24 protein-coding genes are annotated in these 24771 nt (G+C 36.3%); 12 read left to right on the top strand and 12 right to left on the bottom strand.

What is annotated here, in order from left to right:
* Positions 1-99: 99 nt before the first annotated feature.
* The 3 genes from JF76_RS08615 to JF76_RS08605 form a co-directional block, all read right to left on the bottom strand.
* Positions 100-2130 (bottom strand): KUP/HAK/KT family potassium transporter, encoded by a 2031-nt coding sequence (locus JF76_RS08615; protein ID WP_045928662.1) that lies wholly within the window; start codon positions 2128-2130, stop codon positions 100-102.
* Between the two features lie 121 nt (positions 2131-2251).
* Entirely contained in the window at positions 2252-2698 is a 447-nt protein-coding gene (locus tag JF76_RS08610) for a hypothetical protein (protein WP_045928661.1), read from the bottom strand.
* 240 nt (positions 2699-2938) lie between these two features.
* The gene (locus JF76_RS08605) at positions 2939-3802 is read right to left on the bottom strand and encodes a hypothetical protein (RefSeq protein ID WP_045928660.1); all 864 of its coding nucleotides are present in this window, start codon (positions 3800-3802) and stop codon (positions 2939-2941) included.
* A gap of 204 nt (positions 3803-4006) precedes the next feature.
* On the opposite strand from JF76_RS08605, the gene JF76_RS08600 reads away from it, so the two are divergent.
* The 9 genes from JF76_RS08600 (at position 4007) to JF76_RS10005 (ending at position 14372) form a co-directional block, all read left to right on the top strand.
* Entirely contained in the window at positions 4007-4225 is a 219-nt protein-coding gene (locus JF76_RS08600; RefSeq protein WP_034978218.1) for a DUF1659 domain-containing protein, read from the top strand.
* Between the two features lie 43 nt (positions 4226-4268).
* Positions 4269-4517 carry a DUF2922 domain-containing protein gene (locus JF76_RS08595; protein WP_045928996.1) on the top strand — a complete coding sequence of 83 codons (249 nt, stop codon included), beginning with the start codon at positions 4269-4271 and terminating at the stop codon, positions 4515-4517.
* Positions 4518-5045: 528 nt separating this feature from the next.
* Complete coding sequence (locus JF76_RS08590) at positions 5046-6884, top strand: SLAP domain-containing protein (RefSeq protein ID WP_045928659.1); 1839 nt, start codon at positions 5046-5048, stop codon at positions 6882-6884.
* Between the two features lie 152 nt (positions 6885-7036).
* Positions 7037-7879 carry a hypothetical protein gene (locus tag JF76_RS08585; RefSeq protein ID WP_045928658.1) on the top strand — a complete coding sequence of 281 codons (843 nt, stop codon included), beginning with the start codon at positions 7037-7039 and terminating at the stop codon, positions 7877-7879.
* Between the two features lie 232 nt (positions 7880-8111).
* On the top strand, positions 8112-8603 hold the full coding sequence (locus JF76_RS08580; protein WP_045928657.1) for a sigma-70 RNA polymerase sigma factor region 4 domain-containing protein: 492 nt from the start codon (positions 8112-8114) through the stop codon (positions 8601-8603).
* Positions 8604-8725: 122 nt separating this feature from the next.
* On the top strand, positions 8726-9943 hold the full coding sequence (locus tag JF76_RS08575; protein WP_045928656.1) for an SLAP domain-containing protein: 1218 nt from the start codon (positions 8726-8728) through the stop codon (positions 9941-9943).
* 44 nt (positions 9944-9987) lie between these two features.
* Entirely contained in the window at positions 9988-11172 is a 1185-nt protein-coding gene (locus JF76_RS08570; RefSeq protein WP_045928655.1) for an SLAP domain-containing protein, read from the top strand.
* A gap of 162 nt (positions 11173-11334) precedes the next feature.
* Positions 11335-13164, top strand: coding sequence for a cation:proton antiporter family protein (locus JF76_RS08565; RefSeq protein ID WP_045928654.1), 1830 nt, complete (start codon positions 11335-11337; stop codon positions 13162-13164).
* A gap of 383 nt (positions 13165-13547) precedes the next feature.
* Positions 13548-14372 (top strand): SLAP domain-containing protein, encoded by an 825-nt coding sequence (locus JF76_RS10005; RefSeq protein ID WP_052697109.1) that lies wholly within the window; start codon positions 13548-13550, stop codon positions 14370-14372.
* Between the two features lie 190 nt (positions 14373-14562).
* Here the strand turns inward: JF76_RS10005 and JF76_RS08555 are convergent, their stop codons facing one another.
* The 3 genes from JF76_RS08555 to JF76_RS08545 form a co-directional block, all read right to left on the bottom strand.
* Positions 14563-15534: a Gfo/Idh/MocA family protein gene (locus tag JF76_RS08555; RefSeq protein ID WP_045928652.1), complete on the bottom strand. Its 972-nt coding sequence runs from the start codon at positions 15532-15534 to the stop codon at positions 14563-14565.
* A gap of 150 nt (positions 15535-15684) precedes the next feature.
* Positions 15685-16455, bottom strand: a complete 771-nt coding sequence (locus JF76_RS08550; protein ID WP_045928651.1) for a hypothetical protein — start codon at positions 16453-16455, stop codon at positions 15685-15687.
* A gap of 337 nt (positions 16456-16792) precedes the next feature.
* Positions 16793-17590, bottom strand: coding sequence for a DUF6612 family protein (locus JF76_RS08545; RefSeq protein WP_045928650.1), 798 nt, complete (start codon positions 17588-17590; stop codon positions 16793-16795).
* A 159-nt stretch (positions 17591-17749) separates the two neighbouring features.
* Here JF76_RS08545 and JF76_RS08540 point away from each other — a divergent pair, with 159 nt between their 5' ends.
* Positions 17750-18442: a 2,3-diphosphoglycerate-dependent phosphoglycerate mutase gene (locus tag JF76_RS08540; RefSeq protein WP_034978190.1), complete on the top strand. Its 693-nt coding sequence runs from the start codon at positions 17750-17752 to the stop codon at positions 18440-18442.
* 82 nt (positions 18443-18524) lie between these two features.
* Here JF76_RS08540 and JF76_RS08535 read toward each other — a convergent pair whose 3' ends face one another.
* Both JF76_RS08535 and JF76_RS10255 read right to left on the bottom strand, forming a co-directional pair.
* Positions 18525-18809, bottom strand: coding sequence for a helix-turn-helix transcriptional regulator (locus JF76_RS08535; protein WP_052697108.1), 285 nt, complete (start codon positions 18807-18809; stop codon positions 18525-18527).
* Between the two features lie 12 nt (positions 18810-18821).
* Entirely contained in the window at positions 18822-18950 is a 129-nt protein-coding gene (locus JF76_RS10255) for a hypothetical protein (RefSeq protein WP_370448922.1), read from the bottom strand.
* 293 nt (positions 18951-19243) lie between these two features.
* Between JF76_RS10255 and JF76_RS08530 the strand changes: the two genes are divergently transcribed.
* Together JF76_RS08530 and JF76_RS08525 are read left to right on the top strand one after the other, a co-directional pair.
* On the top strand, positions 19244-19786 hold the full coding sequence (locus JF76_RS08530) for a Panacea domain-containing protein (RefSeq protein WP_052697107.1): 543 nt from the start codon (positions 19244-19246) through the stop codon (positions 19784-19786).
* Positions 19787-19788: 2 nt separating this feature from the next.
* Positions 19789-20547: a hypothetical protein gene (locus tag JF76_RS08525; RefSeq protein WP_045928649.1), complete on the top strand. Its 759-nt coding sequence runs from the start codon at positions 19789-19791 to the stop codon at positions 20545-20547.
* A gap of 174 nt (positions 20548-20721) precedes the next feature.
* Here the strand turns inward: JF76_RS08525 and lepA are convergent, their stop codons facing one another.
* The 4 genes from lepA to JF76_RS08505 form a co-directional block, all read right to left on the bottom strand.
* Complete coding sequence (gene lepA / locus JF76_RS08520; protein ID WP_045928648.1) at positions 20722-22536, bottom strand: translation elongation factor 4; 1815 nt, start codon at positions 22534-22536, stop codon at positions 20722-20724.
* A gap of 1 nt (position 22537) precedes the next feature.
* Positions 22538-23200, bottom strand: coding sequence for a TetR/AcrR family transcriptional regulator (locus JF76_RS08515; protein WP_045928647.1), 663 nt, complete (start codon positions 23198-23200; stop codon positions 22538-22540).
* A gap of 112 nt (positions 23201-23312) precedes the next feature.
* The gene (locus JF76_RS08510) at positions 23313-24281 is read right to left on the bottom strand and encodes an asparaginase (RefSeq protein WP_045928646.1); all 969 of its coding nucleotides are present in this window, start codon (positions 24279-24281) and stop codon (positions 23313-23315) included.
* 170 nt (positions 24282-24451) lie between these two features.
* Positions 24452-24769 (bottom strand): carboxymuconolactone decarboxylase family protein, encoded by a 318-nt coding sequence (locus JF76_RS08505; RefSeq protein WP_045928645.1) that lies wholly within the window; start codon positions 24767-24769, stop codon positions 24452-24454.
* Positions 24770-24771 lie beyond the last annotated feature (2 nt).

Here is a 24771-nt window from a genome sequence, read left to right as displayed (position 1 = left end):
TCAGAACAATGTTTTTTGTTAACTTAATTATAGAGAATAGAAAAATCGCTTTAACTAAAAATAGCACCTGTGAAATTAATTCACAGGTGCTATTTTATATTATTCAAATTCTTTATTCTTTAGATTGGAATAGTCGCGCGGTGCAACTCTCTTAATATGCAGGTTATGTCTTGGTTTACCTAAAATGAGTGGTACTTCCTCGACTACAGTGTCGGTGTATTCCAACCCAAACCATGAAGCTGGATTAGAAGAGAGGTTTTGTAACCAAACTCGTGCCTTTAACATAACTTTTTCAAAGCCTTTAAGTCTGGTTAAAGGACTGACAACTTCATTAACAATTACAAATGAGAAGTCGCCAACTTTACGACCGGGAGTTGTAGTGTATTCCTGAGGCTGTGCTTCGATAGTACCATCTTTAATTAAATCATGGACAATCTGGCGCAGGTAAACATTAACACTGGTTTGTTTTTTGAAACCAAGGTAGAGCTGAACGTTAATGACATTCTTAGTACCAAAAGTATTAACAGCATATCTGGCTGTGAAAGGTTCATTCGTGATGTTAACTGTCACAAACCAATAGGCCTGAGCACGTTTAGGTCTTTTATCCAAGATGGAGTACATAATTTCACGTTTGATAAATTTATTGTATTTAACTTTAGCCATGTAAACTAAGTTAGTGGCGTAAGTGGGATAATCATCATCGTGGCTTAAATCCGTCAGCATATCAGTGTATTCGTCCAAACGGACATAGGTATGAGCACCTTCATGCTTGTCACGAACTTTATTGCCAAAGTACCAGATGAACATAATAACGCCAATGAAACCGGCAATTAAGACGGTGACGTAGCCACCATGCATAAACTTGGTCAAACTGGAAATCAAGAACATGCCTTCAATAAAGCCAAAGGCTATTAAAAAGCAAAGGCGTAAAATTAATGGATGATGCTTTGAACCTAAGTATTCAAAGAGCAGCAGGGTAGTCATTAACATTGTGACTGTGATTGACAGACCATAAGCTGCTTCCATATGTTCTGAAGTCCGGAAGAAAATTACTATAGCGATAGTTGCCACGCAAATCATTTTGTTTACGGAAGGAATGTAAATTTGTCCATGCTTAGTAGTAGGATAATTAATATTCATCCGTGGTAAAAATTTCAGACCACTAGCTTCAGATACTAATGTAAATGAACCGGTAATTAAAGCCTGAGATGCAATAATTGCGGCAACCGTAGCCAAAATGATGGCAAAAAGTCGTAAATCTCCTGGTACAGCTTCAAAGAATGGATTCAGTTCACCACCATTTGTCTGGTAATGTGGATTTTGCAGAATCCAAACTCCCTGACCAAGATAATTTAAAGACAGGCAGAGAAAAACATAAGGCCATGATCCGCGAATATTTTCTTTACCAACATGACCGACATCAGAATATAGTGCTTCTGCACCGGTAGTGGCCAGAAAAATTGAACCTAAAATGAAGATGCCGGCTTTATTAGATGGACTAAAAAGAACTTTAATAGCCCAAACTGGATTCAGTGCTTCTAAAATTGACCAGTCATTAGCCATATTATAGATACCGATAATGCCTAAAAATGTAAACCAGACAAACATTATAGGACCAAATGCTTTACCAATGCTGCTGGTGCCCAGCATTTGAATTGAAAATAGTACCAGCAATATCGCAATTGTAATTATGATTACAGCATTTTGGTTAGGCACCGGTACGCTTGAACCAAAGTGCATGTTCTTCAGTCCCTCGATTGAGGTTGTGACAGTCACGGCCGGCGTCAATGTCCCATCAGCTAATAGGGCTGCTCCACCAATTAGTGCCGGCATAACAAGCCATTTGGCTCGCTTACGTACCAAAGCATATAATGCAAAAATACCACCTTCACCACGGTTGGTAGCTCTGAGCGCAATCATGACGTATTTAACGGTGGTTAGCAGTGTGACTGTCCAAAAAATGAGCGAAATTGATCCTAAAATCAGTTCACGATCAACATTGGCAATGCCACCGTTGCCTGTAACGATTGACTTCATTACATAGAGCGGACTAGTTCCGATATCACCATAAACGATACCGATGGTAATTAATAGACCGGCAGCTGAAATCCGCTTCGTCTTTTTATCCATAGTAATTATGTACTCCCATAGACAATATTGAAATATTCATTTTTAAGTAAAAAAGAATGTCAGTGTGGCATTCTCATTCAAGTATCTATTTTGTTCTTTTTTTTGCTTTAGTACAAGTAAATTATGATAAAGAAGTTGAAATTTTACTGCGACGTTCTTCGTACCAGTTATCCCAATCTTTATATGTTGTCATTTTTTCTGCATCAACACCATCTTTAGCAGCAATTTCGTCAATCATGCTTTGGAAATTCTGAGCATGGTATTGCAAAACGTGTTTAACTAATTCTTTGCGAGTGAATTTAATGTTATTAAGCAGATAGTGGTTGATGTCAACCATGTTGGAATTGGTATCATATAAGTTCATGATTTCCAAATCGCGCTGGTTAAACTGAGCAATGTAAAAGTCAGCGAAAACTTTAAGGTAATCCGGTTGCTCTGCAAACTCTTCTTCTGGCATGGTTGTCCATTCAGCGTCAGGCATCACAACCTTGATTTCTTCTTCTTTATCCTTTTTTTCTTGTTCTTTTTCGTTATCTTTTTCTTTGCTATTATTTTCTTTTTCAGTCAAAGCAGACACTCCTTTAATAAAAATAGGAAACGTGAAAGTCAATAGTCATTTTACAGAGTTTAGACTATAAAAGCAACTATTGGAGCAATTTAACCTCTATATATGGTAGTTTTTAATAATATTAATAAAATTATAGCATTTTGCACAACTGCAATAAAATAGATAAACCGGCTAAATAAAAACCGTCCCATGTAACGATCAGGACGGTTCAGCATATTAAGTTTAGTCTATTACTGTTTGTTAGGGCTTAAGATAGTTTTGAATATCTTGTTTGGTAATTTTGCTTGGTTTAGTTCGACCAGACTTTCTGTAAAGATCGATCAAATCCTGCGGACTCCAAGACATTGAGTCATAGCCAAACTTGCCTACACGTTTACGCAGCTGTGCTATTTGCTTATTAGTAACTGTTTTACCATGTACCTTATGGTTGCCTATGGAACCTTCACCAGTTTTACCAGCATTGCCAGTATCTGGTCCTTTGCCTGAAATTGAATTGTAGCTTTGACTTGAGGAACCATTATTATTTTCTTTAGCAGCTTTTTGGTTATCTTTGAGACCTTTTTCTGCTTTTGTCTTGTACTGACTGTAATATTGTTCATCAATATAAGGCAGATCCAGCACCTTTTGGTATTGGTCAGCTGCATTAAGATATTGCTTAGCTAATTCCGCTTGGGATGCAGCGAGGAAGATTGGTTGAATTTCATGTTCATAATTATCTTGAACATCTTCGATAGTAGTCTTTAATTTTTTACCTTGTTTTACTAAAACTGCATAGCCGTTTTTTCTTTGAATTACATTGGCAGTTTCGTTTAACGCATCATTATATTTGCCTTTTTTAGTTGCGTTAATTGCGGAAATCATATTGTCCGACTGGTTTTTATAAGCTTTAGCCTGGTCAGTCTTCTTGATACTGAAAGCTTTGGCAAATGCAGAGCTTGCTTCTGAATAGTCCTTATCAGCAACCGCATTTTTACCAGTAGTCATTGCACTATTATAGGAAGCTTCAACTTTATCATTATTGGATTTTTGTGTTGCGTAAAAAACGCCACCACCAATAGCGATAATTACTACTGCTACAATCGTACCAATTGTCGTTTTTTTCATAATAGGAATTTATCCTCCTTACTAATACTTAGTTTAATTATAGATGGTTTAAGCAGATTTGACTACTCAATGGTGTTTTTTCACCTTTACGTGACCATTTTTTAAGAAAAAATGTTACATTTTGCCGCCCATTTTCGTTAGTAATAGTGTAAGACATCTGGCGCGCGGGTTGATTACACTATTAAGAAAAGGAAGAAAGATAATATGAATTTTGCATTATTAGAACAATCAGTCCAATACACATTTTTAAATTCTAAATACAGTAAAGACGGTACTAAATCACGAATTCTAAAGAACGTTAGAGAAGGAGCAACAGCTGGCAGTTTGGCTAAAGTAGGTGCAGCTTTAGCACAGCTTCAGGGTGATGATCTGGGCGCAGCGACTTTAATTCAAAGACAAGGTATCCCTATTGGTGATGAATAATAAAATTTCGCAACTAAAAATGATTAAGACAGGAGCAAATAATATGGTAACTAAGACCAAAACTTTACAATTAGTATTTCTAAACGGTGCAAACAAAAAGGTTAATTTGTCTTTACCAGATGCTGCCACTAATTTGGCAGGTACAGAAGTAAAGAATGCAATGGAAATAATAGCAAATGCAAAAGCATTTGCGCAAGAAGGAGTGGATCTGTATAAAACTCCACAATCTGCTTCATATGTTGAACGAACTGTTACTAGTTTGTTCGATAATACTCAGGGTCAGTCAATGTAACCTGCAGTTTTTGGAGACAATTAAAGAAACGATAATTAAAATCAAACAATTTTGCGGTAAAAATAATTAGTAAAGATAGAAAATCACGTCAAGGCAGGTTTGGCGTGATTTTTACTTTATTCCAAATTATTTTGTTATTATTTTGTAAAATTTAATAGAAAATAAAATAACTTTATTAACTTTGTTAGCGGCAAAAAACATTGAATGTAGTGCTGTTAAGGGCTTAAATAATTTTTGCAAAATAAAAAATAAGCTGTAAAGCTGTAAGCGTTTGTTACAAAAGTATGTTAAATAACTACATGTCTTGCAATTTGAGCAAAAGGTAGGTACAATAAGAAATGTGGTAAGTAATAGCTATGCTTCAGGTTCGAATGCCTGTACGCATGCGCGTTCTTCAGCTCGAAAGCTACCTCATAAGAGTTATAAACTTATGAATTCGGCTTGAAGGGTGTTGTAACAATGTAGGCTCATCACGACTGAACCTATAGCCTATTACTATTTTGTATATACACAAGGAGGAAAGACCACATGAAGAAAAATTTAAGAATTGTTAGTGCTGCTGCAGCTGCTTTATTAGCTGTTGCTCCAGTCGCTGCAGCCGGTGTATCAACAGTATTTGCTGATACTAATGTTACTGTTGAAGGTGGTACTGCACAAAGTTCTACAAACAAAGCTACTTTGAAGTTATCTTTAACTAATCTTGCTAGTTTAGCAGTTAATGATCCTGCTTCAAAAGCTACTGCTTCACTTTCTACACCAGTTTTACCAGCTGGTGCAAATGTTGCAGTATCAAAGGCTCAAATTTATACTGCTGTTGCTGACGCTACTGGAAATGATAAAGGTAAGGTTGGTTCAGGTGACGCTGTAAAGCAACTTGATAATTTAAGCACTACTTACTATGTAGCAGTTAAAGTTACAATAACTGGCTTATCTGCAAGCACTGACTACGCAATTACTGCTAATGGTACTACTACCACTGTTAGGTCAGACGCTACTGGTACAATTGCTAACTTTGGTATTGTTAGTGATGGCTTTACTCTTAATGACACATCTAAGCTTGGTTCTCCTTACCTTAAGGAAAACCGTGCAGGTGGTAAGGCTGTACAGAATGGTTCAGTAAATCTTGGTAATGGACAATACAGTGTTGCTGCTGTTGTAGCCGCTATTAGGGGTAAGTATGCAGCTGACGTTACAGATGGCTCTGCTAATAAAGCAACTGCTAGTTTCGCTCACTTGACACAAGATGTTCGTGATGCAGTTAAGGCAGCAGGTATTACAACTAAAGCTGATGCAAACGAAAGCTTTGACAAGCCTGCAGCTCCATTTAGCATTACTGTTAACTTGAGTGCAACTAATGGTAGGACTAGTACTGCTTTAATTACTGTTGATCCTAATTCAACTGTTGCTGACTCTACTTATCCTAGAATTAGTTACTATGTAAAGGGTCATACTAAAGTAACTGTTCCATCTGCTAATGGTCAAGATGCTTCAACTACAATTGATTCAGTTGACGATCTTGTTGATGCATTAAATAATGAATTTAGCTTTAACTATGTACCAGTTAACGGTGTAGTTGATACTGCTTCTATTAAGAGAGCTTTCACTGCACAAGTAAGTGAAGCTAACACAACTGTTTTGGACACTACTGTGGATGTTTCTAAAGTCAACACTAAGGTTGCCGGTAGATACCCAGTTACCGTAAGTGCAACTAATGCTGACGGTAAGACTACTAAAGTTACCTTCATGTTAACTGTTGGTGCTAAGGGTGCTACTTACAAGACTGTTCAATCAGATGGTGACGTTCCAGTTTACAAGATTGACGGTAACAACGTAACTGACTCAAAGACTACTGTTAAGAATGGTGACACAATTGCTGTCTTTGGTGACCCAATCAAGGTTGGCGAGAAGTCATACACTCGTATTAACAGTGCTGACTCAGACCTTTACGTAGAAAGCAAGTATGTTGACGGTTCATTCAAACCTGCAGACAAGGTTAAGAAGACTGTTATGCACAACTCATACATCTATGACAAGGATCACAAGCGTGTTGGTACTGACATGTTACGTGCTTACTCCACTGTTGAAGTAATCGGTGCAGCTACTAAGCTTGCTGACGGTAGCTTGGTTTACCAAATTGCTGATAACCAATACGTAATGGCTGACAACATTGATGGTACTTCACGTACATTAAGCCACAACGCTTATGTATACAAGACCAGCAAGAAGCGTGCTAACAGAAAAGTATTGAAGGCTGGTTCAAAGGTTACTACTTTTGGTTCACCTTACACATTCAAGAATGGTAAGGCTTACTACAGAGTTGGCGGACCTGCTAAGCAATACGTTAAGGTTGCAAACTTTGCTAAATAATTAGTCTTACAGCTAATTTAGAAACAGGAGCGATTATATCGCTCTTGTTTTTTTGTGCTTTTAAATTATGTTTACCTGTGATTGAGCTATGCAAGCGATAACATTTCCAGTATAATAGTATTCGTCTACTTTAATTAAAGGAGAGGAATGAATTGTTAAAAAAAGAAAGTGATATCTGGAACCTGCCTAGTGGACATAAATATCGTTTTTGGTCGCAAAAGCTTTTGCGTCAAAGAATTGGGATAGATCGAGAAATAGATAAATACTTGATTGAAGATAAATTTTATTGTGTAAATCCTGCAACTATTGCTTTATATCAATTTCAGAAGCAACCACTTTTAGGTAAGTACAAAAGTGTAATTTTTGACTGTGATCAAGGGATTGTTTTAAGTTGTCGCAGCACTCAAGCGCATCTAACATCTTTTGCTCAGAATTGCCTGTTGGCAGGCCTGGAATTTCAAAGAGAATTTGCACGCAAGATTAATTTAGTCGGACACAACGTGATTGCCACAGGTCGCTTAGCTTATTTTTCCTTGCGTAGCTACAATACTGGTAATATTGACTGGATTGCTTTGCATAATATGGCAAGTTTTTCGTCATTGCAAAATAATGTAACTGCTTTTGAATCCGTGACAGTTAATCGCTTTAGCTATATTTTCACGTATGATAACTGCAGTCGTCATATTCCCCGCAAAGTTAGCGATAGTTTATTTTTTAATCACGCACTTTACCTTCTGGGTACAGTACATTTAAAAAGTAATTTAGGCTGGCGGGTCAAAAGTTCTGTTGGAAATTCTCTTATTGATCAGTCTTCTTACTTTCATCCACACCAATCTCTGGAAGAAATATCATTAAAAAAAGTAATGACCGAATTATTAGATAAAAAGCATGCTCGGTATGGCAATTTATTAGCTGATTATTATGAATTACCGTTAATTTCTGATGCTCACAAGTCTGCTTATTTAAACAGTAAACGACCAGATACTCTTTTTTAAGAAAATGCACGATCTTTCTGAAGTTCGTGTATTTTTTTGCTCTTTTTTCACCCGTAGATTTATTGTAATTATGATATATGAGAAAAGCCTAAGGAAACTAAAAGCAAAAGTTAAATGCTTATTAATCTAAATGCTAATAACTTAATATTATGTTTTTTAAATTTTAAGCAAAATTGCTAATCTATAAGAGCACAAGCGCTTGTGACATATTTGAAACAGAGGAATGTCACAAATGAAGATTAGTAGAGAAGCATTTATAACTGCATGGCAGAATCAGAAATTAGTCAGAGGCGCATTGAAGTACGCCCACGTCAGAATGGACTATACTAATTACGAAGACTTTTTGCAGGAAGGTATAATAATTTACGCAGAAATGTTAACGAGGTTAGCAGGCAGAGCAAGAACTGAAGTTGATCGGCTTAGTTTTCGCAAAATTATCTGGCATACTTTGGACTTATTGCGTAAGCAAAAGCGAATAACTGAGCAAGAAATTGCTTTTGACTCTGCTGAACAGGTAGGGTTGCTGGATAACTGGAATAATCATTTGGCACTTGAAAAAGAGTTAGCCCAAATGACAGAGGTTGAACGTATTTTGTTCATAGATCATTTGCTGGGTGGACAGACAATCAGTGCTTTAGCTGAAAAGACTGGTATTAATCGAGTACAGCTTCAAAGATCGAAACGAGATCTTTTGTATCATTTACGGGAAGTCTTAGACAAATAAATTACTATTTGTAATATTAAAACTGACAATATTACTTTTTGACTACAAATAAGCAGATTCTATTGTTAATACTTTAATTGCCCGATACAATAAAGATGTCGGTTAAGGAGGAAATTTTATTTATGAAGAAAAAACTAATCACTGGTTTTTCAGCAGCGGTGCTTGGTGCATCGCTCTTGATTCCGGTTACCAACAACTTAATTGCCACTTCTCCAGCAAAAGCTGAGACAGTATCTGCAACAAATGCAGATGAAACAACATTTTTAAATACTGCTGTTAAGCAGGCACAAAAAGTTTCTAAAAAATATGGGTTATACCCTTCAGTTATGATTGCACAGGCAATTGTGGAATCTAACTGGGGCAAATCAGGTTTGGCCGTTAATGCCAATAATTTATTTGGAATGAAGGCTGATGACAGCTGGCAAGGAGCAACCTATTCTTCTAAAACACGTGAAGAAGACAAAAATGGCAAGAGCTACTACGTGACAGCGAAGTTTAGGAAATACGATTCCTATCAGGACTCTTTTGATGATAATGGTCAAAAACTTCGTTTAGGTGTTACCTGGCAGCCAGAGCGCTACAAAGGAGCATGGCTTGAAAATGCTGCTTCTTATGCAGATGCCACCAAGGCTTTAACTGGTACATACGCTACTGCTAATAATTACAACACTATTTTAAACACCAGAATAACCACTTCGAACTTAACGCAATACGATCCTAAGATATCGAACACCAGTAAATCTTATGTTGTTAAAAAAGCCGGTGCCACTTATGCTTGGCCAACTGACCACTCAGTATCTGCCAAAACCGATTCAGTTGCTAAAGGCGATGCAGTTACTGTAACTAAGACCATTACTTTTTATAATGGTAAAAAGCGCTTGTACATTGCCGGTAAGGGCTGGGTTAACGATACTATTTTAAATATGGGCAGTGCTCTTCCACCGGCTTCTCAAGCTCCAAAGGGTGAGAAAAAAGTTAACAAGACTTTGATGCATAACGCTTATGTTTATAATTCCAAAGGCAAACGCGTAAAAAAAGTTAAGGCAATTAAAGTAGGCAACACCGGCAAGGTGATTGCTACCTATGGCACTAAAACTATTAACGGTAAAAAGTATTATCGCATTGGTGAAAATCAGTACATTGCCAGTGGCAATATTGACGGCACTATGAGACTTCTCAAGAAAAATGCTTTTGTTTACAACGACTATGGCAATCGTGACAATAAAAAGGTGTTAAAGAAGGGTCAATCCATTGCAACCTACGGTGGAGCAATTTCAATATACGGACTTAAATATTATAGGGTAGGCATTCACCAGTATGTTAAGAAAGGCAATTTTTAGACAAAGGTAATTTCTCACAAACGAAATAAGGAATGAAAATTTAGATGAAGATAAAGAAACTAATGACTACTGTTGCTATCGGAGTAGGTTTAGTTGCACCTATTTTTAACGTCAGTCAATCTCAGGCGGTAGAGGCTGCCTCTATTAACTCGATTGCTAAACAAAACAGCTATGTTGACGTTACTTTTTTATATAAAATGCTCCAGACACAGAACATTAAGTATAACAAATTTTACGCCAAAGGCAATAAGATTAAGTACAGAAAAGGAAAGCCGGAAGGCATTGTAATTCACGAAACTGCAACTCCCGGGGCATCCGCATATAATGAAGCTATTTACTTTAACCGTGAATGGAAAAATATGTACTCTTATGTCCACGCTTTTGTTGATCACAAACAGATTATTCAGATGATGACTCCAGGATATGGTGTCTGGGGTGCTGGAGCAATAGCCAACAACCGCTTTATTCAAATTGAACTTTGTCAAGAAACTACCAGAAATAAATTTGCCAAAAGTGTCAATAACGATGCCATTTATGCGGCAAAGTTGTTGCACCGCTATAACATCAAGCCCTCTAATGCCTCTAATACTGGTAAAGGAACAGTCTGGTCCCATCATGCAGTATCGCGCTTTTTAGGAGGAACTAATCATACCGATCCTGACGGCTACTTCAAAAAATGGGGTTATTCGATGAATGACTTTTACTCACTTTTGAAGTACTATTACGATTTGCAGGCAGCAGAAACCGTAACTTCTACCACTCCTGATGACAGCACAGTTACCAACGATTCATCAAATCCAGCAAATGCAACTGACCCAAGTGAATCAACGAATACTCCTGCAACAGGTTCTGATCCTGTTTCTCAAGCGCCTACTGGTAAGAAAACTTTGATGCATGATGCTTATACATATGATGCTCAAGGTAAACGTACTAATGCGGCATTAAAAACTGCGGGAACAGTTGTAACCGTGGCACAAGAAAAGATGATAAATGGTAAAAAATATTTGCAAATTGGTAAAAATGAATACGTTGTAGCCAGCAACATCGTTGGTTCTAAGCGTGTATTAACTCATAATGCCTATATTTACGATACTACCGGAATTCGTATTGGCACTACCAAGCTTTTGCAGGGCAAATCCGTTAGGACATATGGTGGTCGTGTTAATATTAATGGTAATAAGTACTATCCAATTGATACTAATCGCTTTGTTAAAGCAGCCAATTTTTAATTGAAGAAACAGGTCATGATAATTATCGTGACCTGTTTTTATGTGCAGCAGAATTTTAATTAATTGATTTTTGAAAGCTATGAATACTTGCTACCCTTTTTATTTTCTCTGCTCGTCAATATTTTGTATAATCGACTAAGAATAAATGAGGAGGTAATCCTGGTGGCACAGTTGTCTTTATTCCTAGTTGTTTTGTTTGCCTTAATTGTTCCTATTTTAATGGCACGATTAAAGGTAAATGCTGTTCCTACAGCCGTTGCAGAAATTATCATTGGTATTATTCTTGGTGCAAGTGGTTTTAATATTGTACAGCCAACGCATGACCTCGCTTTTTTATCAAATTTGGGCGTCATTTTGCTATTATTTTTGTCAGGGATGGAAATCAACTTTGATTTGCTGAAACCAAAGCATAAACAAGAAAAAAAGCCGGATCAGATATCTCCCTTTAAAATTGCTTTAGAAGCATTTTTAGGTGTGGCTCTTTTATCTGTTTGCCTGGCATTAGTTTTAAAATGGTTTGGCTTATTTGGCGATACGATGCTTGCAACCATTATTTTCATGACTATTGCACTGGGAGTAGTAATTGCGACCTTAAAAGAAAAAGACATTTTAAATAGACCGATAGGTCAGACGATTTTATTAACTGCGGTTTTGGGAGAAGTAATTCCATTAATGCTGCTGACGGTTTATGCTGCGATTAATGGTGGCAATACCAGACAATTGTGGCTTATTATTTTGCTCTTTGGCGTGGCTATTTTACTGTTGTGGCACTTTAAGCAGCCTTATCTGTGGTTTGTTAAAGTAACCAAGTCAACTACGCAGTTAGATGTTCGTTTAGCCTTTTTTCTAATTTTCGCTTTGGTAACAGTTGCTGAAAGGGTCGGAGTAGAAAATATTTTAGGAGCCTTTTTAGCTGGCATTGTAATGAAATTACTGGAGCCTAGTCAGGAAACTGCTGATAAATTGACTTCAATTGGTTACGGCTTCTTTATTCCTATTTTCTTTATTATGACGGGAGTTAAACTCAATTTAAAATCACTTTTGGCACATCCCAGCTCATTAATTCTGTTACCAATATTAGTTCTGTTTTTATTTCTGGCAAAATTGCCTGTTGCATTAGTTTATGCCAGAAAGTTTGGTTTAAGAAATGGTTTTGCGGGTGGTTTTTTGACCGCTACTACGATCACCATTGTTTTACCGACTTTAGCGGTAGCCAGAAAACTAAATGTTATTACGCGCTTGCAATCTGATGTTTTTATTCTGGCCGCTGTGATAGTTTGCATTTTTTGTCCGATACTTTTTAATGCAATATTTAAGTTAAAAGCAGAGGATCGTATCAAGGAAAAAGTGGTAATTATAGGCACTAATGCTTTAACAGTTCCAGTCATGCTTGATTTGCATGATAATTGGTATTCAGTTCAAATGTATACTACCAGTAGTGAACACTATAATATTTATAAGAGCCGTGTGCCAGATTTAAAATTACTACCTAAGCTGGATGAAGAAAATTTGAGACAATCTGACGCTTTTGCTGGGAATATTTTTGTTGCGGCTATGAGATCTGACGAAACTAATTTGCGACTGGGGCAATTGGCAAAATCTAAGGGAAATTTCAAACGGATTATTATTTGTCAAAAGCGTGCTGACATTGCCAAGGTCGGGCAATTGCGCAGCAGTGGCATGGAAGTTTTTGATTTAAGCAATGTTACTTCATCACTGCTGCGAGCACTGATAGAATCGCCCGCTGTTTATAATGTGATGAGCGATACCAAAAATGCTGTCTATTCTGTTGTTGTCCGCAATAGGCAGTATTCAGGTCGTCAATTGATGGATTGGGATATAGCAAGTGATATCACCGTCAGCCGTATTCGTCGTGGACAAGAATGGCTGGTTCCACATGGGCATACAGTTATTGAAATGGGAGACGAATTGATATTTACTTCTAAATATCAGGTTGCTGACCGTATTCGCAGGGTTGTAGGCAATAAGTAATTTTGTTAATTAAAAAAGCAGTTTGCCGATATGACACTTTATTAGAATTTAACTAAGGACTAACTTTCTTACGATAGGAGTTAGTCCTTTTTGTGTGTCACATTTTGATAAATTGTAAAAGTATAGGAGATAATTTGATATTATTAAAAAGCACACCGTTTAATTGCAATATACAAAATGTTTGCTGTAAAAATAGCAAAAATTAGAAAAATTTTTCCGAGCGTATATGACAAAAAATAATAATTTATTAAAACTATAGTCTTTTTTTTGGGTGTTTATAGTGCTAAAATTAATCCTATGTAACTCAGTAAGAGTTATAGCGTTCTTAAGTCTGTTTAGCTAGGGGCGTCGAATTTGTCAATGAAAAAGGAAGGCTCAAAAAAATGAGTAAAAATAGTTTTTATAAGAAAATGATAGTTTCAGTAGCTGGTGCATCATTATTAGCTGTTGGTGTTAATCAGTTACCAACCAACGCTTTAAGTAGTGCCCCAACTGAAGTTAGTGCAGCTAAGAAGGCCGCTAAGACCAAGAAAGTCGGTGCTAATTCTGCTGTTTACAAGTTAAAGGGCAAGAAATTAGTTAAGACTAAGAAGACACTTAAGGTTGGTCAAAAAGTAACTGTTCTTGGCAAAAAGACTGTTAAGGGCAAGGTTTACTACAAAGTTGGCAAGAACCAATATGTCAAGGCTGTAAATGTTACTGGTAAGGCAGCTAAAGTAGCTAAGAATACTGTTTTGGTTACCAGAAGTGGCAAAGCTTTGAAGAACGGTAAAGTTCGTAAGGGTCAAAAAGTAACTGTATTTGGTGCAGCTGTTACCATTAAGGGCAAGAAGTACTACTCAACTTTAGCAGGATACATTAAAGTAAGTGCTTTAGCTAAGAAGAAGACTTCAACACCAACTTCAACCCCATCAACTAGTTCAACTGGTTCTAACAGCTCTAACGGCTCAACTAGTTCAACTGGCTCAAACGGTTCTAACGGCAGTTCAGCAGGCTCAAATAGTTCTACTGGTTCTAACGGATCAACTGGTTCAACTAGCTCAAACGGTTCAGCTGGTTCCAACAGTTCAACAGGCTCCAACGGATCAACTGGCTCAGCTAGTTCAAACGGCTCAAACGGCAACTCAACAGGCTCCAACAGTTCATCTGGCTCGGCTAGCTCAAACGGTAATTCATCTAGCTCAGCTAGCTCAACCCCTTCAAAGTAATGAGTAATCATTAATTTGCTTTTTATATTAAATTATTGAGTAAATTTAATATAAAAGATAAAGAGGTCTTTGATTTTGTTAAAAAAACTTGCTTTTACAGGTTTTTTCAAGATTCTCTGACCTCTTTTTTGATACAAAAAAACGCAACTTCCTCAACTGGAGAATTGATTGCGTTTTTTAGTCAATAATATTAATTATTAGAAACAGACTGCTTTGCTTTGGCTAATACATCCATGACAGCTATGCTATGCTCGTATAAATCTTTAGCTTTCTGTGTATCGTGGGTATCAATAATTTTCACAAAGTCCCTAAATTCACTTGCCATTCGGTGGTCAAACTCGTTAAAGTTGAACTCACTGTCATCACCGTTTCTGTGTTCAACCGTGAAATTTTTAATAACACCAGTTGAACCATCAAAGTAGATGGTTCCTTTTTCACCCTCAATAAATGATCTTGGAGTAGTATAGCTGTCTTTTGCAGCAATTAAAACTGCTTGTTTATCAGGATAAACTAAATTAAGTATGCCCGAAGTATCAACTTGTTTTTGCATTACTGGATAATATTGTACTTTTTCCGGCTTACCGAACAAACCAACTGCCAAGTGAATATTGTAAATGTTCAAATCTGTTAGGGTTCCACCATCTTTAGCAGGATCGAATACAGGAGCAATTTTGCCTTGCAAAAAATCATCATAGCGACTGGAATATTGCGTATAGTTTAAAGAAATAATGTGAATAGGTGCAATTTCAGCTAATTGCTGTTTAATCGCTTTGAAATTTGGCAAGTGAATATTTGTGATAGCTTCAACTATGATTAAATCCTTTTTGTCAGCTATTTCTTTAAGTTCTTCAGCTTGAGCAACAGTTTCTACATATGGTTTTTCACAAATAACATTTTTGCCTGCAAGAAGAGCTTCTTTTACGATTTCATAATGTAAAGAATTAGGTACGGCTACATAAACTGTGTCGACATTTTCATCATGACACAACTGTCCGTTATCAGCAAATACCTCTTTAATGTTATACTGTTTAGCTAAGTCTTTGGCAATAGGCTGACTACGTTTAGTAGTGGATATTGCTGCAAGTTCAAGGCCTTTAATTTTAGCAGCAGTCGTTAAAAAATCGTGAACAATTTTACCGCTGCCAATAATTCCTAATTTCATTTTTGGACCTCCGATTACTAATGAAAATATTTAAACGACTCTATAGTCATTTTATCTCATTAAGTAACCTAAAAGCACCATAATTATGATAGTTAAATATTTACTAAAAATAGTTGTTTTCATATAAAGACCTTTACTTTATTGCTCAAATTAGTTTGCAGATGCTGGAGTGGCGTTTTTGACTTCATCTGGTAACTTCAAAGAGTCGGAATTACCAAAGCCAAAGATTCTAAAGTTGAATGAAGCTGGCGTTTTTTTGTCGTAGTTCATTTTAAAAGAAGTAGCAGAGCTTGTTATTTTTTTATCTTTGATTTTAAAAGTAACATTACACTTGCTGAGTTTAACGTGCTTTTTGAACGACTTGAGATCTACCTTATAGTCTTTAAAAATTTTGTTCAGAAATTTACTTGCCTTAGTAATATTGACATTACTTTTGAGGGTATAAACTCCATCTTTATGACTAAGTTTGGCATTTTTGCTCAAATCAGTAGTGATGCTTTTAGCAAATTTCTTCAGATCGCTGCTATATTTTTTTATATCAGTTTTGGCAGTATCAGCATCTGCAATCGGTGTATATTGCCATTTGCCATCTGCTTTGGTGTATACACGTTTTGCGTCCATATCAATCCATTGCTCTACTGTTTCAGCGTGTTTGCCAGATTTTACTTTAGTAATGGCTTGAACTAGTTCAGGCTTGGTGGTAAAAGCACCATGAGAGTCAAAATTTATTTTTTGCTTACCACTTTTAATCTTTGTGCTGGTAGTATATTGGCCACTAGTTTGGTTGCTCTCTTTCTTTTTAACAATTGCAATAGCCTGCTTTTTTGATAATGCTGCATCGACTGTTTTTGCATGAGTTAGACCACCACCAACTAAAGTGGCAGACAATAACATAGCCGACAAAAATTTCTTCAATTTCATTGTGGACATCTCCTTTTTAATATTCTTATTTTACCTTAAGAAAATTATATAGCATTTTTAGTCAAGTTGATATAAAAACTTGTCCGATTTTTTTCAGCGTAACAATTGCATCATTGAAGTGGTAGAGTTTAAAAATGATAAGAAATTGTTTTGTACATTAATCAGAGTATGATTTTTTAATTTTTTACATAAATTAGGCTTAAAAAAACAGGTTTTTGATGAATTAATTAATCCTAAATTTGCAAGTCTTGGTTTTGTCTCTGGTCAAAGAATTATCTTAGAAGTCTTACACAAATAAAAACCCCGAAAGTTTTAGTTTCGAGGCTATGATTTAAAATTATTTTTTCTTTTTGTTTGTTTTAGGCAGTGGTTTAGCATTAAGGGCATTGGTAGGTATCTTTAAGAAGTCTTTGCTGCACATGTTGCCATAACTTTGTCCAGCGCTGAATTGCATTAATTTATTTACTCTAATTTTAACTAGATATTGAAAGCTATACATCTTTTTATTTTTAACCACAAGTTTTGCAGTCATACCTTTAATTTTGCCCAATTTGACTAATTTATGATAGATGGTTTTTTGCTTGGGGCTTTGAGTATTGGTAGTAAATATCGGATCTAATGCATCTTTCATTGTTTTCTGGTCTGTGATGTTCGCTTTTAAAGTATAAGTGTGACCTTTTCTAGTCATTTTATAAGCGTTAGTCAGGGCCTTAGGTGGATCCATTAACATTGAATTATTAATTATAGAATCGAGTAAATCAGCGTAAGAGTGCCCGGTTAATTTGTTAAAATCTGCTTTATACCAGTCACTTGAGCCGTTAATATAAACGTGATTAGCATTGTCAACCCACTCTTGCGAAGACTGAGTTTTACCTTTGGCTTGAGTTTGGTAGTTAAGTTGAAATACAGTAGGGTTGCCACCAAAAAGAGCAGTTGTAGTAACAATTTGCTTGGAAGTATCGGTTCCTAAGGTTACGACCTGCTTGGCTTGTCCACTTTTAAATGATTTCTGTGAACATTTGATTACTTGGCTTTTAGTTAGAATGGGTTCACTTTGCTTTTTCTGCTTGGAGCATCCACCTGCAGCAAGCGCTGCAACTAAGCTCAAGCCCATTAATAATTTTTTGAATTTCATAGTGAGTTAGGTATTCTCTTTTCTTATAATCATCATTAATATCTATTGTATCGTAAAACTTGTATTTAAAAAATGATTTTTAGTCCTAAACCCTATGAAAACAAAATGTAAATGTGTAAAATAGTAAGTGAAACATTTAATTTGCAAAGGAGATATTTCATGTCAAAATTAGTTTTGATTCGTCACGGACAAAGTGAATGGAACCTTGAAAATAAATTTACTGGCTGGATTGATGTAGATTTATCAGAAAAAGGCGTTGAAGAAGCAAAGAACGCAGGTAAGTTAATTAAGGAACATGGTCTGCAGTTTGATCAAGCTTATACATCTGTTTTAACTCGTGCCATTAAGACTCTACACTATGCTTTGGAAGAAAGCGGCCAACTTTGGGTTCCAGAAACTAAGAGCTGGAGATTAAACGAACGTCATTACGGTGGCTTGCAAGGCTTAAACAAGAAAGCTACTGCTGACAAATACGGTGATGAGCAAGTTCACATTTGGCGTCGTTCATATGATGTTTTGCCACCAAAGATTGAGGATGACTCTAAATATAGCCAAGTTCATGATCGTCGTTATGCCGATCTTGATCCACACATCATTCCTCGGACTGAAAACTTAAAGGTTTGTTTGGAAAGAGTTATGCCTTTCTGGGAAGACCACATTGCTCCAGATCTGTTAGCTGGCAAGAACGTTATTATTGCAGCTCACGGTAATTCACTTCGTGCCTTGACTAAGTACATCGAGAACATTTCTGATGCTGATATTATGAACTTGGAAATGAAGACCGGTGAACCAGTAGTTTACACCTTTGATGACAAGTTGAATGTCACTAACAAAGAAAAATTAGACGACTAATTTTAAACTGAAAAATAAAATTCCTAACCGCGAAGGTTAGGAATTTTTTTAGTACTGGCAACTAAGTTGTTGGTAAGCAAAATTAATTATAGGAAATAAGCAGATGCTTACCAACAGCCATGCCTATTTTGTCTAGCATTTTTAACGTGGGATTCATTGTACCGTTTTCAATCCTAGCAATAGTTGATTTGCTTACGTTTACTTTATCTGCTAAATCTTGTTGGCTAAGACCTTCTTTCTTGCGTAATTTTGTAACTGCAACTGAAGCGTCCAGTTGTCGACTATATTGTTCAGCATATTCTTTTAATTTTGGATCGTCTTTTGTTAATTCATCAAGCATTTTTTCTGTTTCTGTTTCAGTTTTCATTTTTATTCCTCTTTAATACTCTTTTTCTAATATTTTTTGCATGATCTTTTTCAAAATCTGGGGTTTTTTGCTTTTTTTCTTAAAACCATGTGTAATGACGTAGTATTTGCCACTTTTATGAAAATACAGAGCTCTTGTAATATCACTATCATAAATGGTAATTTACTAGTACTTTGAGTAAATTGAAAACATTCTGATGCCGATATTATAAACTTGGAAATTAAAATAGGTGATTATATCTTTGATGACAAGTTGAATGTCACCAACAAAGAAAAATATTTCAAATTACTAGCGAAGTGTTTTAAAAATATAGACAGAACGTAAGTTTTGTATAAATTTACTTAAATCACACTAATTTCGTGCAAAATAGTGTTATAGTAAAACCAGGAAATCTAGATTTCCTGGTTTTACTAAGGGAGAGAGTGTGCATACATATGACCGAAACTGCTGGTAAAAAAAACGCAAAATTTGTTTTTGACAACGTAATAGATTTAGCTGGGTATTTAGAATATAGACTAGATAACCCCACACCGCTGAAAATTCAAAAAACTTTGTATTTTTTGTGGGCTTTTTATTCAGCTACATACGGCAATATTCATTACAGTCCAGATGATCAAAGCGAGTTTGACCTGCAAGATGGTGCCTATCCTCCAGAGCTGTTTGAGCCTGATTTTGAAGCATGGAGATATGGTCCTGTCATAAATAAAGTGTATGCAGCTTATAAAGGCGATGAAATTAAAAAACTTAACTCAAAAGAAATTCAAGATAAAATTTCTACAGGTGAATCTGAAAAGAAAGAAGTTCTATTATTTATTAATAATTTAGTAGATCAGATTAATGAAGTAAATGATTTCGGTTTAGTTCAGAGATCTCATAAAGATAAGGCCTGGAAAGACGCGTATAACGAGAATGAACAACACTGTAAAATTGATAGTAACCAAATAAAACAGGACTATATCAATTATATAGGCGAGTAAAAATGAAAAAACATAAAAGTTCAAATAAATCTTTCAACAATTTGAACTTTTTTAATCAAGGTAAGAAGTCCCAACCTAATAAAAATTTTAATGGTCTAAGTTTTTTAACGGATAATCAAAAAGTTGATTCTAACCTTGATGGATTAGATTTCTCTTCAACTGTCGAAAAAATTGAGCTTCCTTTAAATGCCCAGTCAATAAAACCAAAAGTAGCCTTCTTACATAGTTGTTTAAACAGTTTAAAAATAGCAAATCTTTTATTTACAAATTATATTTGTGGCTCAATGGAGAATTATAATGATTCGATTGGGATTAACTTTGAAAATATTTTTTGCAATTCTGAAGTAGTTAATAATAAAATGAGACTGATTAATTTGTCTTTGAAAAATGGAAAGAGAATTAAATCAATTTTTAGTGCCTGCAGTAATATTGATTTTAAAAAGTATGCGATATATGAATCTTATATCACTAATAAATACACGCAGATTAGTGATGGGGTAGGTAAAGGAAAATTTAGAGCTTTTTCCGTATATGATGTGGAAAATATCAATAGTGAAAAAGAAGAAAGCTGGTTAATTGTTTTTCTGCTGGATCCACACCATTTGGTTTGTCCTGTTCATAATAAGGGTAAATCTCGTGACGAGATAAATGAAATAGAATATAAAAAAGTAAAGAACTTTAATTGTTCTTTAGAAGAATTGTTTCAAAAAAAAGTGAGTAGAAAAGCAATAAAAAAAGAAAATATAAATTGGGTAGACTAGCTTTTAAGAGAACTTTTCTTATGTAAAAACATAGTTGCCTAATGACTATCTAGTTGAAGAATATTGCTGCACTACACTAGAGCTTTTATTTGAATAATTTAATCAAAAAGCCCCTTTATTAGAGATTGCAAGTCTAAATAAGGGGACTTTTGGCTTTTTATTGGGTATGTGCTCTTAATCTGGTTCATTAATGTTTAAAATGGCATCGAAGACGCTTTGGGGTAGCTTAATATCGCTTTTAACAGCTTGTCGTTTATTTAAGCTTTGTCTGCGTAAAAGTTGTTGTTTTTTCGAAATACTTCTTTTTTCGCCATTCACAGCCGCATTTTTGCGTAAAGGCGGCACGTCAACTCTCGCAATTGCTTTGTTTTCCACCATTGCTTGCACCGGCATCGGGTATAGACGACGCGGAACCGTATATTTTAATTTTTTGACCAACTTATGGGCGATCAAATCGGCTTTTTGGCGTGGCACAATAATGTCGAGAGCATCAACAGCGGCATAGTTGATCTGAATTTGAATTTTGACTACATCAACCAGTTCGTAATCCAAAAATTCAGTATCAAGCGTCGCAAACCCATGAGTAATTGATTTTAAGCTGTTGAAAAAGTCATAGGCAATTTCAGAAACAGGCAGTTTGTATGTTAATGTGACTATATCTTGTTGATTGTCCAAGTCAACCATTTCCCCAAAATGCTGGTCACATAATTTCATGACGGCACCCAAGTATTCATTGGGCGTGGTAATTACGGCCTTAACGTATGATTCAGTGACATAATCAATTTCAGAAAAATCAGGAAATTTTGCCGGATTGGTGATAGTGAGATATTCCTGCTTAGGCTGAGGCTGCTTGAGGTAAACGTGATAGGTGGCATTCGGCGCAGTGGTCAACACTTCCACATGATATTCATCGCGCAGTCGTTCCTGGATTATTTGCAAGTGAAAAATGCCTAAGAAACCGCAGCGAAAGCCGGCATCAAGAGCTTCAGACTGTTCAGGAGCGTAATGAAAAGCGGAATCGTTGAGAGCCAGCTTACTAATAGCTTGTTTTAAGGCTTCATAACTGGTATCTCCCTTAGGATAAAAACCGGCATAAACCATTGATTGCGCTGGCTTAAAGTGGGGAATGGCATTTTTAGTAGGATTTTCTGCAGTGGTTAAGGTATCGCCAACTTGGACACTGGCAACATCTTTAATTCCAGTCACAATATAGCCGACTTCTCCCGCATTTAATTCCTTTACCGGCTGCATGTTTGGGGTGAAAATCCCTATTGCTTGCGCATTAAACTTGCTACCGCCCTGCATTAGCTGCAATTTTTGCTGGTTCTTTAACTGACCATCAATTAGTCTGACATCCGCGATAATTCCCTGATATGAATCATACTGTGAGTCAAAAATCAGTGCCTTAAGTGCTGCATCGGGTTTTCCCTGAGGGGCTGGAATTTTTTGATAAATTGCTTCTAATACTTGATGAACATTTTCTCCTGTTTTAGCAGAAATTTTTAAAATATCCGCGTCTACAAATTCGGGACTCAGCGCACGTATTTGTGCCTCCGTTGCCGCAACGTCTGCCGCTGCATTGTCAATTTTGTTAATCACCGGAATGATAGTCAGATTATGTTTTAAAGCTAAACGCAAATTGGCTACGGTTTGTGCTTGTACACCCTGAGTTGCGTCGACCAGTAAAATAGCACCATCACTGGCAGCCAGACTTTTAGAAACTTCGTAAGAAAAATCAACGTGCCCTGGGGTATCGATTAAATTGTATTCGTATTCCTGACCGTTATCTGCTTGATAAAAGTTACGCACTGATCTTGATTTGACTGTTACGCCATGCGCCTGCTCAACTTCCATGCTGTCCAAAAGTTGGTCACTTAACTGCCTTTTGCTCACAGTATCAGTTTGTTCCATAATTCTGTCAGCTAATGTTGATTTACCATGATCAATGTGAGCAATAATGGCAAAATTTCTAATATTAGCAAGTTTCATTTTATTTTGCTCCTTCCAGTTTTTGCTCTAAGCCTTGTAAATAAAAGAGCATTAATTGATTTGCTTCTTGTTCGAGGTCGATTTGAAAAACTTTAAAATCAACGGGTAATTGATCGTGGTGAAACTCATCCAGGTTCATCATATTCATTAGTCCGCTAATAATTGCACTTTGAATGATGAAAAGGTGGCTGGCTTGCTTAACGCTAAGCAGTGAAATTCTCTCGGCTATTGCTTGTCCCAATTTCCTGTTTATTTCGTAGAGTTTTTCGCGACCAGCCAATGTCTGTTCTCTGTCAGCGGCAGTTTCTAAAATTGGACCACGTAATGCGTTAAGACGTAATAAATCAGTCCTCTGACTAATTAACAAATGGTTTTGCTCTAAAATAAAAGAGGAAAAATCAGCCCAAGAAGTGATATTTTCAGTTTTTTGAAAACGCTGAAGAACTTCCGTGAGGTAATCTTGGTAACCAGAAAGCAATAAGTACATAAAGATATTTTCTTTAGTTTTAAAATAATTAAATAGTGTGCCTTTGGCAACGCCAGATTCATGGGCAATTTGCGCCATAGATATTTGGTTAAAATCATTTTTTTGAAATAACTTGCTGGCAGCAGCTGCAATGAGCTGTTTTTTTGCTTCTTTTTCTTTGGGAGTCAAGACATACATAATGGCAGATATACTCCTTTCATTCAATAATGACCAACGGTCATTTTACAAATATTCGCCAATTTTTGCAAGAAAAAACCATCTTTATATGAAGATGGTTTTTATTGCTGATTTAATTATTAATGTATTTCTTTAATTGTTCACCATGAAGTCCGGCGCTTAAGCCCACTAAGAGCTTAATTCTGGCTTTTTGGCCATTGAGGCCGCGGCAGAAGATAATGCCCATTTTGGCTAAGCCAACACCGCCACCTTGATAATCATAAACTGGTTCAGCGATACCGTTAAAACAACGGGAAACCAATACCAGGGGAATTCCATTATCAAGTAGTTTTTGCAATTCAGGTAATGTTTGCGGTGGCATGTTACCGGCACCTAAAGCTTCAATTACTAACCCGTTTGTTGATGGCTTGTTTAAAGCTTGAAAGATCTCGGGTCCCATTCCTGCATAGGCCTTTACTAAATAAACATTTGCAATAATGTGGTCAATTGGTAAGTGTTGCTGGGGATTGATAGTTTGCACGTAATTAACGTGACCTTCAGATACAACGCCTATAGGACCAAATGTAGCGGTGCGAAAAGTAGCAACATTTGTAGTATGGGTCTTCGTAACATAACGGGCGGGATGAATTTCATCATTCATCACAACTACAACACCTTTGCCAATAGAAGCATCAGAACTGGCGACCATGATTGCGGTTCTAAAATTGTACAACCCGTCGCTGCCAATTTCATTAGAAGAGCGCATAGCTCCGGTTACTACCACAGGCATTTTACTGGAAATGGTTAAATCTAAAAATAAAGCTGTTTCTTCCAGAGTGTCTGTGCCGTGAGTCACGACTGCCCCGAAAAAGCCTTCAGCTTCTGCTTGGCGGATCCGCAAAGAAAGTTGCAACATGCGCTCTGGTGTCATATGAGGAGAAGGCAAGTTGAAAATTTCTTCAGTAACTATCTGGATATCATCATTAACGTTTAAAGAGAGGTCAGCCAAGGGATTTTGACTGTTAGGCTTAATTTTTCCATTTTCATCTTCTGACATTGAAATGGTGCCACCAGTATGTAAGATCAGAATTTTTTTACTCATAATAGGTTTTTGCTCCTGTAATTTCTTTAATTAATACTTCTACAGGTTAGCATAAAATTAGGGATGCAGAAACCGTTAAAGACCATAGATTTTAGACATAAAATAGCCCCCAAATTTGTCCTAAATTTGGGTGTCACTTCAAAAAGGCCAGCTGCTTTAAATTAAAGGTTTTAATCAGTGAAAATTTCTTTTGCTAAATCAAAAGCAGACCAAGCCTTCGGCCAGCCGCAATAAAATGCCAAATGAGTAATCAGTTCGACCATTTCGTCTTTCGTAATGCCGTTCTTTTTTCCAATAATCATATGTGATTTAAGTTGAGGAAAAGCTCCTTGTGCCATTAATGCGGCACAAGTAATTAAACTACGGTCATGAGCAGATAACTTGTCCTCTCTTGACCAGACTTCACCAAATAAAACATCATCATTCAATTCTGCAAATTTAGGTGCAAAATCACCTAAGTTATCTCTACCAGCTGTTTGCTTTTTCATTT

The sequence above is a fragment of the Lactobacillus kullabergensis genome (assembly GCF_000967195.1).
GTDB classification, from domain to species: domain Bacteria; phylum Bacillota; class Bacilli; order Lactobacillales; family Lactobacillaceae; genus Lactobacillus; species Lactobacillus kullabergensis.
This window is presented reverse-complemented; position numbering and strand designations above follow the sequence as displayed.